Source organism: Microbacterium sp. C448 (assembly GCF_000582705.2).
In the GTDB taxonomy this organism is placed as follows: domain Bacteria; phylum Actinomycetota; class Actinomycetes; order Actinomycetales; family Microbacteriaceae; genus Microbacterium; species Microbacterium lacus_A.
This window is the reverse complement of sequence record NZ_HG779806.1, coordinates 1-10,714: the sequence shown is the minus strand read 5'-3', so window position 1 is coordinate 10,714 and position 10,714 is coordinate 1. Positions and strand designations below refer to the sequence as shown.

The 10,714-nt window shown below is 68.9% G+C and carries 9 protein-coding genes; 2 read left to right on the top strand and 7 right to left on the bottom strand.

The genetic code is table 11. The features are described 5' to 3' along the window. Positions 1–79 precede the first annotated feature (79 nt). The gene (locus tag MIC448_RS14975) at positions 80–1,723 is read right to left on the bottom strand and encodes a thiamine pyrophosphate-binding protein (RefSeq protein WP_198517694.1); all 1,644 of its coding nucleotides are present in this window, start codon (positions 1,721–1,723) and stop codon (positions 80–82) included. Positions 1,724–1,848: 125 nt separating this feature from the next. On the opposite strand from MIC448_RS14975, the gene MIC448_RS14970 reads away from it, so the two are divergent. After that, a complete protein-coding gene (locus tag MIC448_RS14970) occupies positions 1,849–2,751 on the top strand; it encodes a LysR family transcriptional regulator (protein ID WP_036301573.1) in 903 nt (300 codons plus the stop codon). Positions 2,752–2,778: 27 nt separating this feature from the next. Here MIC448_RS14970 and MIC448_RS14965 read toward each other — a convergent pair whose 3' ends face one another. From MIC448_RS14965 to MIC448_RS14945, 5 genes are read right to left on the bottom strand one after another with little or no spacing between them, the layout of a single operon-like run. After that, positions 2,779–3,780 carry an alpha/beta hydrolase gene (locus MIC448_RS14965; protein ID WP_036301572.1) on the bottom strand — a complete coding sequence of 334 codons (1,002 nt, stop codon included), beginning with the start codon at positions 3,778–3,780 and terminating at the stop codon, positions 2,779–2,781. Between the two features lie 22 nt (positions 3,781–3,802). Beyond that, positions 3,803–5,194 (bottom strand): FAD-dependent oxidoreductase, encoded by a 1,392-nt coding sequence (locus MIC448_RS14960; RefSeq protein ID WP_036301571.1) that lies wholly within the window; start codon positions 5,192–5,194, stop codon positions 3,803–3,805. 50 nt (positions 5,195–5,244) lie between these two features. Next, on the bottom strand, positions 5,245–6,306 hold the full coding sequence (locus MIC448_RS14955) for a polyprenyl synthetase family protein (RefSeq protein ID WP_036301570.1): 1,062 nt from the start codon (positions 6,304–6,306) through the stop codon (positions 5,245–5,247). Between the two features lie 9 nt (positions 6,307–6,315). Further along, complete coding sequence (locus tag MIC448_RS14950; RefSeq protein ID WP_081766464.1) at positions 6,316–6,978, bottom strand: class I SAM-dependent methyltransferase; 663 nt, start codon at positions 6,976–6,978, stop codon at positions 6,316–6,318. Positions 6,979–7,033: 55 nt separating this feature from the next. Further along, positions 7,034–7,615, bottom strand: a complete 582-nt coding sequence (locus tag MIC448_RS14945; RefSeq protein ID WP_243420052.1) for a DUF402 domain-containing protein — start codon at positions 7,613–7,615, stop codon at positions 7,034–7,036. A 22-nt stretch (positions 7,616–7,637) separates the two neighbouring features. On the opposite strand from MIC448_RS14945, the gene MIC448_RS14940 reads away from it, so the two are divergent. Then, positions 7,638–8,945, top strand: coding sequence for an isochorismate synthase MenF (locus MIC448_RS14940; protein ID WP_036301566.1), 1,308 nt, complete (start codon positions 7,638–7,640; stop codon positions 8,943–8,945). Here MIC448_RS14940 and menD read toward each other — a convergent pair whose 3' ends face one another. Further along, positions 8,946–10,688 (bottom strand): 2-succinyl-5-enolpyruvyl-6-hydroxy-3-cyclohexene-1-carboxylic-acid synthase, encoded by a 1,743-nt coding sequence (gene menD, locus MIC448_RS14935; RefSeq protein WP_081766461.1) that lies wholly within the window; start codon positions 10,686–10,688, stop codon positions 8,946–8,948. Positions 10,689–10,714 lie beyond the last annotated feature (26 nt).

Sequence of the window (10,714 nt, the reverse complement as noted above, 5' to 3'; positions counted from 1 at the left end):
ATCCCTGCCAACTACTTGACGCGGGACATCATGGTGAAACTCCCTTGTTTCTGTTGCGTGCGAGTACGTGCGGTGTTGGTCAGTGCCCGTGCTCCCGGGCCATGAGCCAGGAGGGGCGTCCGGTGATCTTGGCGTCGATCACGAGAGGCCGATCGCGAGCGGAGGCGAGCCAGGTGGCCACGCCGCCCAGGTCGTCGAGAGAGCGCACGGTGATCGCGTCGCAGCCGTAGCCCCGCGCGATCGCCGCGATGTCGGTGTCGGGGAACCGGACGATCTCTTGTTCCGCGGCCGTCGATTCCGGAAAGAGATGGATCTCGGCGCCATACGCACTGTCATTGAATGCGATGACCACCATGCCGAGCCGCAACCGCACGGCGGTCTCCAGCTCCACAGCTCCCATGAGCAGCGACCCGTCACCAGTGCCGAGCACGGCCATCCGGTCGGGACGTGCGACTGCGGCGCCGATCACGCTGGCGAGCCCCAGCCCGATGGACTGGAACGAGAGGGGGAGGACGTACCCCTCGTCGTCCGGAACGCGCAGGTGAGCACCCGGATAGGCGTTGACGTTGCCCCCGTCGACCACGACGACGCGTTCGTCGGGAAGCATCGCGTCCAGCGCGTTGGTGAGGGCGGCGGGATCAACGAAGCCCGGCTCGTCCACCGGTTCCACAGCCTGCTCAGACCAGTACCGCGCCGCGCGGACGCGCTCGGCGACATCGGCGGTGCGGTATCCGACACTCGTCGTCCCCGTTGCCTCAAGCGCCGAGAGGGCGGCACGTGCGACGGCTCCGGTGTCGCCAACGATGCCGAGGTCGACCAGGCGATACTTGCCGATCGCGTCGACGCGGTCATCGACCTGAACGAGCGTCGCCTTCTCAACGAGCGAGCCCCCGCGCGTGGTCCAGTTGTTCAGCGCGACACCGAACCCGACGATGAGGTCCGCATCCCGAACGAGCTCGGCCGCACTGTCTGTTGCGAAGCCTCCGACGACGTCGAGGGCCCACTCATCACCCTCGAACACGCCTCGGGCGCCGCCCGAGGCGATCAGCAGCGCGCCGGTCGCCGCGGCGAGTTCGCGCAGGTCGTGCTTCGCGATACGGGCACCGCGACCACCGATGATCACCGGCCGTTCCGCCCGCGCCAGCATTTCTCCGAGCTCCGCGGCGTCGGCCCCCGAGACCGCGGGCGTCGGTACCCGCAGGTTCGATGCCGGCCGGGCGCCTGGATACGCGATCTCGAGGTCCTGGATATCGATGGGCAACGACAGCACGACGGTGGCGCGTTCGATCTGCGCGACCCGGAACGCGCGGGCCGCATCGGCAAGCGCGGTCTCGGCCGAGTGAATGCGCATCGGTGTGGCGCCGATGCCACGCACGGCGGTGTCTTGATCGATGTAGAAGTTCGACGTGACATCACCCACCGCCGTGTCTGCGGCGAGGACGAGAAGAGGAGTGTGACATTTCGCCGCCTCGGCGATACCCGTCAGCGCGTTCGTGAGCCCGCACCCTTGATGCAGACTCAGCGCACTGACGTCACCGGTGATGCGGGAGTACGCGTCAGCCATGGATGCCGCACCGGCCTCGTGGCGTGCCGCGACAAATGTCGCACCCGATGCCACGAGCGCGTTCGTCACGCGGAAATTTCCGCTTCCCACGACTCCGAATACCTGCTTGACACCCAATTCGGCGAGCATGCGGCCGAGAGCATCGGCGACCCTGATCATCTGCGTCACTGCACTGATTCCGTTTCTTCGGTCATCGGCGACCTTCTTCCACGGTACGTTCGGGCTCGATGTTCGTCCAATGAATAATCGGCATCCCGGTCATTCTTTTCATGAATAATGTTCGTATGCCCGCCACCATCGATCTGAACCTGCTGCGCACCTTCGTTGAGGTTTACCGCTCCGGAAACCTGACGTTGGCAGCCGAGTCGCTGCGGGTGTCGCAGCCCGCGGTCAGCCATGCCTTGAAGCGTCTGCGTACGCACTTCGACGATCCGCTCTTCGTCCGCACAGGCACGGGTGTTCGCCCGACGCGCTCGGCCACGGACCTGTACGCGGAGATCAGCGGCCCTCTCTCACGCATCGTCGCCCGCGCCGAGGACGGCACGCGGTTCGACCCGACCACATCGCACCGCCGCTTCCGCATCGCCCTGACCGACTTGGGCGAGGCGGGGCTCCTCCCCCGCATCCTGCTCGCGACCGCGGCGACGGCGCCCGGCGTCTCGGTCGAAGTCGTCCCGCTCGACATCGATTCGGTGGCACAGGACGTTCTCTCGGGGGACATCGACGCCGCGATCACGAGCTCGCCCGTGGCGGGTCAGGTCCATCAGGAGGTTCTCTTCCAGGACCGCTACGCCTGCCTCGTGCCCGCCGACCTGGACGACGACGAGGGACGCATCCGGGTCGATGACCTGAGCAGGCTTCGGGAAGCGCGCGTCGGCGCCGCGGCCGGGCACCGCGCGATCACCGAGGCCGTCACCACGCTCGGAGCCGGGGTGCTGTCGCGGGTCGCCCACGTCGAGGTGCCTCGATTCACGTCGTTGCCGTGGATCGTGGCGCGCTGCGGCTACGTCGCGATCGTCCCGATCGACGCCTTCGCCGCTCTCGCGCTACCCTCGGGGGCCAAGCTGCTCGAGCTGCCGTTCCCGTCGCCCACGACATCGGTCCATCTCATCTCGCACCACGACGCGGACGCGACGTCCGCGACGACGTGGTTCCTCGACACGGTTCGGTCGACGCTCGCCGCGTAGAGGGGGTGAGGCGAGCGGACTCGTCGCCTAACCGTGGCGCTCGACGAAACCCAGCACCCAGCGATTCTGACGCGCATAGGCATCCTCTCGGGCCTCGTGACGCGACAGGAAGACATCGTGAATCGCCCCGTCGATCCGCTCGATCGTGACGGATGATCCGAGCCGGAGGGCCGCGCGCGCGATCTCATCGACGTTCAGCACGCTGTCGACGCCGGTGAGCTCGTTCGACCAGCGCGTCGGGAGGGCCGACCTCGCCGACAGCAGAACACAGACGGGCACATCTATCGACAGCCCGGCTGCGACTCTCGCATGCCCCATGAGCACCGCGTTGAACCACCCGGCGTACACCGCCATGGTCTGATCCGGACGCCAGCGCGGATCGATCACGACCGGATCGTCGGGGTCCGCGACCTCGCGCTGTGCGCGTGCGTAGAACCCGAGGTCGACCTGCGGAGCGACATCCAGGGGGTGCAGCCGAGCGCGCAGGCTCACGACCGGGGCGAGCGCGGCTCGCGTGATGCCGCTCAGCTGGAACTCCAGCCACGGACTGTTCAGGATGAGCGCCGAAGCGACGCCCGGATGCCGCGACGCCCAGAGGCTGAGCGTCAACCCACCAGTCGAGTGCCCGAGCAGCACCAGGCGGCGCTCCCCCCGGTCCATCGCTTCGAGCGCGGCCGAGATGTCCTCGTCGTAGTCGTCGAGGTCCGTGATGTAGCCGGGGGTCTGCCCCTCCCGCAGACTCCGGCCGTACTTGCGGAGGTCGAGAGCGAAGAAGCGGGCACCGCGCTCGGCGAAGAACCGGGCCAACCGCGCCTGGAAGAAGTAGTCCGACCACCCGTGCACGTAGAGCACGTCGACATCCGCGAGCGGGCGGCGATCGCCGAAGAGCCGGTCTGTCAGAGATTCGTCTGGCAGATGCCGCACGAGCGTCGCAACGACCGCGCCCTCATCGTCATCGCCGAGCGCGAGCGTCCGCTGCTCGAACCCCGGCCCGAGGACATCGGGCCGCCATCCCGCGTCCGTCGTCATCCGCCCAGGTTATTGCGCGGCGTCACTCTCCGCGCGAGATCGCGACCATCTCATCGCGGGGCACGACCTTGACGCGGGCACGCTCGTGGGGCGCACCCAGCGCCACCTCGTGCTCGTCGAGACGGTGCCATCCATCGAGGTCCGTCCACCGGACCCCACGCTCGGCGAGGAGAGCGGGAATAGCCTCTTCCGAGGGGTCCTCCGGCTGCCACCACGACGCCTGATCGTTGATGAGGTGCCGGACGGTCTCCATCGCGTCGGACTTGGTGTGGCCGATGAGACCGACGGGTCCGCGCTTGATCCACCCCGTGGCGTAGACGCCCGAGACACGCTCGTTCGAGTCCTGGTGGATCGCCTGGCCCTCGTGGTTCGGGATGACGCCGTGCCGGGGATCGAAGGGCACGTCGGGCAGCGGCGACCCGAAGTATCCGACAGCGCGATAGATGGCCTGAATCGGCACCTCGCGGAACTCGCCGGTGCCCTCGATGCCACCCTCGGCGTCGGGACGGGTCCTCTCGTACACGAACGCCGTCACGCGACCGGAGGCATCCTTCTTGACCTCCACGGGACGCGCCCAGAAGTGCAGGTGCAGGCGACGGGATGCCTCGGTCCCTGAGCCTGTCGAAGGGCCGGCGTTGTTGACGGACGGCCGCTGGCGCCACGACTGCAGCACGCGGTCGATCACCATGACCTGCTTGTTGCTCGCGATCGCGGTCTTGGATGCCTCGTCGTAGTCGAAGTCCTCGTCGTAGACGACCATGTCGACGTCGCGCAGCTCGCCGAGCTCACGAAGCTCGAGCGGGGTGAACTTGACCTGTGCCGGACCGCGGCGCCCGAAGACATGAACGTCCGTGACGGGGGATGCCTTCAGCCCCTCGTAGACGTTGTCGGGAACCTCGGTCGGCAACAGGTCTTCGGCGTGCTTTGCGAGCATGCGTGCGACGTCGAGCGCGACATTGCCATTGCCGATGACGGCGACAGACTCGGCCTCGAGCGGCCACGTGCGCGGCACATCCGGGTGTCCGTCGAACCAGCTCACGAAGTCGGCGGCTCCGTACGAGCCCTCGGCGTCGATCCCGGGGATGTCGAGGTTGGTGTCGCGGATCGCGCCCGTCGCAAAGATGACCGCGTGGTAGTGGTGCTTGAGGTCGTCGAGGGTGAGGTCCTCGCCGTAGCGGACGTTGCCGAAGAGGCGGATGTCGCCCCGGTCGAGCACCTCGCGGAGCGCGGTGATGATGCCCTTGATGCGCGGGTGATCGGGCGCGACGCCGTACCGGACCAGTCCGTAGGGGGCGGGAAGCTGCTCGAAGAGGTCGATCGAGACATCGAACTTGCGCTCGGTCTTGAGCAGGATGTCCGCGGCATAGATGCCCGCGGGGCCCGCGCCGACGATGGCCAGCCTGAGCTTGGTCATGGGGTCCTTCCGGTGATGCTTGCGAAGAGGGGGAGCGAGGCGGCGAGCGCTCAGCTACTGCGGTCGACGACGGCCTCGGAGAAACGCTTGAGCGCGTCACGGACCGGACCGTCCGGGAGCGGATCGAGAGCCTCGACCGCCTCGCGCGCCCAGTCGTGGGCCAGGCGCAGCGTGCGTGCGGTCGCGTCGTGGTCACGCAGCTCGGCCAGCGCGGCGTCGAGGATGGCAGGATCCGCGCCGTCGGCGATGCGGGCGACACCCTCGTCGATGCGGACCTTGAGAGCGATGGATGCCGCGTCCGTCTCTTGCCCGAGCAGCAGGAACGGCATCGTCGGAACACCCGCGCGCAGGTCGGTGCCGGGCACCTTGCCGGTCTCGTCGGGATCCGCGCTCAGATCGAGCACGTCGTCGAGCAGCTGGAAGGCGACACCCGTCTTCTCACCGAAGGTGCGCAGCGGCATGCCGTACTCCTCGGGTGCACCCGCGAACACGACGCCCGTCTCGGCGGACGCGGCGATCAGCGACCCGGTCTTGTCGGCCAGCACCTGCAAGTAAAACGCGACGGGGTCGTCGCCCTCTTGCGGCCCCACTGTCTCGTGCATCTGACCGAGCACGAGACGCTCGAACGTGTTGGCCTGCAGACGGATAGCCCGCTCGCCCTGGCGCGCCATGATCTGGCTCGCGCGCGAGAACAACAGGTCACCGGTCAAGATTGCGACGTTGTTGCCCCACACGGTCTGGGCGCTCGGCACCCCGCGCCGCACATCCGCACCGTCCATGACATCGTCGTGGTACAGCGAGCCGAGATGCGTCATCTCGAGCGCGGTCGCACCCTCGATCACGGCGGGCGTGATGCCCGCACCGAGGTGGGCCGAGAGCAGGGCGAGCATCGGACGGATGCGTTTGCCACCGGCCTCGTACAGGTACCGGCTCGTCGCGTCGGCGAGAGCATCGGTCATCTTCAGTTCGTCGGCCAGCGTGGCTTCGACCCGATCGAGGCCCTCCTCTACCTGGGCGAGGAGCTTGCGCGAGCGGGGTCCGGCGAAGACGCGCTCGGTCATGCCGAGTCGGCTCGTCAGTCGCGAGCCGCGCGCTGAGGGGCCCGGAGTCACCCCTCCAGCCTACCGGCGGGTTTTCCGCCCGCGGTGCAGAGCGACAATCCCGAACGAGAGGTTTCGGTAGGCGACATCCTGCCAGCCCGCGGCGCGGATCCATGCGGCCAGGGTCTGCTGATCCGGCCAGTCGCGAATGGACTCGTTCAGGTAGTCGTAGGCATCGGCGTTAGAAGAGAGCGCCCGCGCGACGACAGGGAGCACACGGGAGTTGTAGAAGCCGTACAGTTCGGCGAAAGCGCGCGACGGCGGATGCGAGAACTCGCAGATCACGACGCGCCCCCCGGGCTTGGTCACCCGGTACAGCTCGGCGAGCGCCTTGCGTGGTTCGTTGACGTTGCGCAGGCCGAACGACATGGTCACGGCGTCGAATTCATCGTTGCCGAAGGGCAGATCGGTCGCGTCAGCCTCCACAAACGACAGGCCCGGCACGTCGCCGTGCCGGCGTCGACCCTCGGCGATCATGCCGGGAGAGAAGTCCGCGGCGACGACCTCCGCACCGCTCCGCGCGAGCGAAACGGACGAGGCGCCGGTACCCGCCGCGAGATCCAGGATCCGCTCGCCCGCGCGCGGGGCAACGGCGCGGCGCGTGGCGACACGCCACAGCCGATCGTTGCCGAGGCTGAGGGCGGTGTTGGTGCGGTCGTAGCGACCCGCGACCTGGTCGAACATGCCACTGACCCGAGCCGGATCCTTGCCGAGATCGGCACGGTTCGGCTCGTTACGGTCATCGTTCGGCGGTTGCGGGGTCACCCGTCGAGTCTACGAGGCGTGCCAGCCAGTGAGCCGCGGTCGCCGGGTCGTACGGGGGCTCGTGCGCGGTGACTGCCGCGAACAGATCGGCCGTGAGTGCCTCGAGCTTCTCGACCAGGTCGAGCGGGTATCCGTAGAGCACCCGGTGCTCCTGCCACTCGTCCTCATCGTCGATGTAGACACCGCGCGTTTCCTGGTCGACGACATCGAGGTCCATGTCGATGCCGGTCGGCTCGCCGCCGGACCAGCGCGCGTCCCACGCGATGTCGATGTACACGCGGGTGGGATGCGGGCGCGCATTCATCGTCAAGACGTGATCGCCCGACGGCGGCAACAGCATCACGTTGTCCTCGACGACTACGACAGAACGACCCGGTCGGTCGCTCCGCCACCCCCCGCGCTGGCCGAACCAGTCGCCCCATTCGTCCGAGCCGAGGTAAACGCACTCGTGCACCCAGTGGGTCGAGCCATCCCACTTGCGCCAGCGGAACTCCACCTTCGTCCCGACAGGGGGACGTTCGGATGCCTCGACCGGCACATTCGGATCTGCGCTCACGCAGCGAGTCTAGGCTGGAGCAGTGACCGAGTCCGCCCCCGCCCGCGTGCTTCGGCTTGTCGTCACAACCCGAGAAATCGATCCCATCGAGGACCTTCTTTCGTATGCCGAGCCCGCGCATCCGCTCGCCTGGTTGCGCCGCGGCGAGGGAATGGTGGGTTTCGGCTCCGCCGCGATCATCGAGGTGGGCGGTCATCGCGCCAATCCGCCCGAGGGTTCGCAGGCCGCTGCCCTCGCCGATACGTGGCGAGCGGTCGCGGCGGCAGCGAGCGTCTCTGACCAGGTCGGGCTACCCGGAACCGGCCTCATCGCGTTCGGCGCACTGAGCTTCGATCCCTCGTCGGCGACGGCGAGCACCCTGATCGTGCCCCAGTTCATCTTCGGACGCCGGGCGGGACGGTCGTGGATCACCACGATCCATCGCGCCGGTGCGGAGGCACCCATCACTCCCTCCGCGCGCGAGTGGGGCCCCGCCTGGTCGGCGACCGTCGGGCCCGGTGAACTCGATGCACCCGGCTACCAGGCGGCCGTCCGCAATGGCCTCGAGGCCATTGCCGCGGGTGAGGTCAGCAAGGTCGTGCTGGCACGCGACCTCATCGGCTCTGTTCCCGCTGGCGCGGATCTGCGGAGACTCGTGCGCGCACTCGCGACCGGATACCCGGATGTCTGGACGTATGCCGTCGACGGCATCATCGGCGCGAGCCCCGAAACCCTCGTGACCGTGTCGGGCGGGACCATCACGGCCCGGGTGCTCGCCGGAACGGCGCCCCGAGGTGCCGATGCGGATGGTGACACCGAGGCATCCGTCGCCCTCTCCGCGAGCGGCAAAGACCAGGACGAGCACCGCTTCGCCGTCGAGAGCGTGCTGCGGACCCTGCGGCCTCACACGAGCGCGCTCACCGCGAGCGAGCAGCCCTTCGCGCTCAAGCTGCCGAACGTCTGGCACCTCGCGACGGATGTCGAGGGGATCGTCGCGGACGGTGTCTCAGCGCTGGATCTGGTCGGCGTCCTTCACCCGACTGCCGCGGTCGCGGGAACACCCACCGCCTCGGCTCTCGAGGTCATCCGGCGCATCGAGCCTTTCGATCGCGGCCGGTACGCGGGACCCGTCGGCTGGATCGACGCTTCCGGTGATGGAGAATGGGCGATCGCGTTGCGCAGCGCTCAGTTCGGTGGTGCTGCAACCAGCGACGGGCACTCGTGGCAGCTCAACGACACCCGACCCGTCACCGCGCATGCGGGTGCGGGCATCGTGCTCGGCAGCGATCCCGAGGCCGAGCTGCTCGAGACGCGGATGAAGTTCCGCCCGATCGTCGACGCGCTGGCGTGATCACCGCTCGAGCGGCACCTCGATCAGCTGGCGTCCGCCGACCGGGGACACGAGCAGCTGATCCAGCGCCGAACGCGTTGTCGGCCGGTGGTACTCCCAGCCGTAGGCGCGCGCCAGGTGTTCGAGGCGCACGGCCTGCGGGGTGAACAGCACGCGGTCCATGTCTTCGGGCGAGGCGACCTGCGCGACCTCGAGCCCGTCGAAGATCGTGCCGCCGCCGTCGTTCCCGACGACGACCTGCAGCCGCGGCTCGCGTTCGCTCGGGGGCAGCAAGAGCGCCCCGACGTCGTGCAGCAGCGCCAGGTCACCCAGCAGCACGCGGGTGACGCCCGAGTGCCCGTCGGCCTGGCTGGCGAGGGCAATCCCCGTCGCCGTGGCGATCGTGCCGTCGATCCCCGCGACACCCCGGTTGGAGTGGACGGGCACCTTCTTGCCTCCGAGCACGCCGTCTGCCACACGCACCAGACGCGACGACCCGAACACCAGGCGATCGTGCGGCCACGTGGCACGCCAGAGCGCATCGACGAGAGTGGTGCGATCGAGCGGGGCGCGCACGGCCGCGAGTTCTGCGTCGACGGCCTTCCGCCGCGCGACGGGATCCGAAGCGGAGAGACCTGCGAGGTCGGGCGCGGGTGCGCCGAGGTCAACTTCCTGCGCCTGAGACGCCCGCATCCATACGCCGAGCCATTCCCGGTCGGTCTCGCCCGGGTCGACCCGCACGGACTCAACGGGCTCGGTGTGTCCGTTGAGGTTCAGGCGCTCACCGGGTCCGCGAACGGCGATCACGTCGAGCTCGGGGTCCGAGAGCAGCGCCGCCACCTCACGGCTCAGGGTCGGCCGCCCGAACACGATGGCTCGCTCGACGGCGCCGCCCAGGGTCTCATCGCGCAGGAGCGCGCGGTATCCGTGCACCAGATTGCGTCCGAAACGGGCGCCACTGACAATCTCGGCGACGAGGGGCCACCCGCCATCGTGTGCGACCTGTTCGGCCCCGACACCGGCGTCGGCACCGGCGATCACCAGCGTGCGCGGACCTCGAGCCAACGCGTACGGCATGGCCTGGTCGAGGTCGCTCGATTCGGCGAGGCCGATGCCGCCGCCCCCCTGGTACAGCGCACCCGAAGCAGCCTCGACGGGGGGCGGCGCGTCTTCTGTCGGCTCGCGTTCGGTCGCAAACCATGCGGGCAGGGACCCGGCGAGCGGTTCGCGCACCGGCAGGTTGACGTGCGCGGGCCCCGCGGGAAGCGAGACGGAACCGGATGCGGCGGCGAAGGCATCCGCGGCAATCGCCCGGAAGGTCGCGGTCTGGGTCGAATCCCCCGCGTCGTCGATGTCTTCCGGCACCGGCGCGTCGAGCGCGAACCGGGTCGACGGACCGAACAGCCCGGGCTGGCGGGTGGTCTGATTGGCTCCGACTCCGCGGAGCTCTGGAGGGCGATCCGCCGTGAGCAGTATCAGGGGAACCCCGGCGTGATGCGCTTCGAGCGCGGCCGGCAGCAGGTTCGCGACGGCCGTGCCCGACGTGCAGATCACGGGAACGGGCAGGCGGGACTCGCGGGCCAGGCCCAGCGCTGTGAAGCCGGCAACCCGCTCATCGATGCGAACGTGCAGTGAGACGCGTCCAGCGCGCTCCAGGGCCGTCGCCGCGAGAGCCAGCGCCTGCGAGCGCGACCCGGGGCTCAACACGATGTCGCGCACGCCGAGGTGCACGAGTTCGTCGAGCAGCGCGGACGCCGCGTCCATGGCGGGGCTCGGCGAGGTTCGCGGCG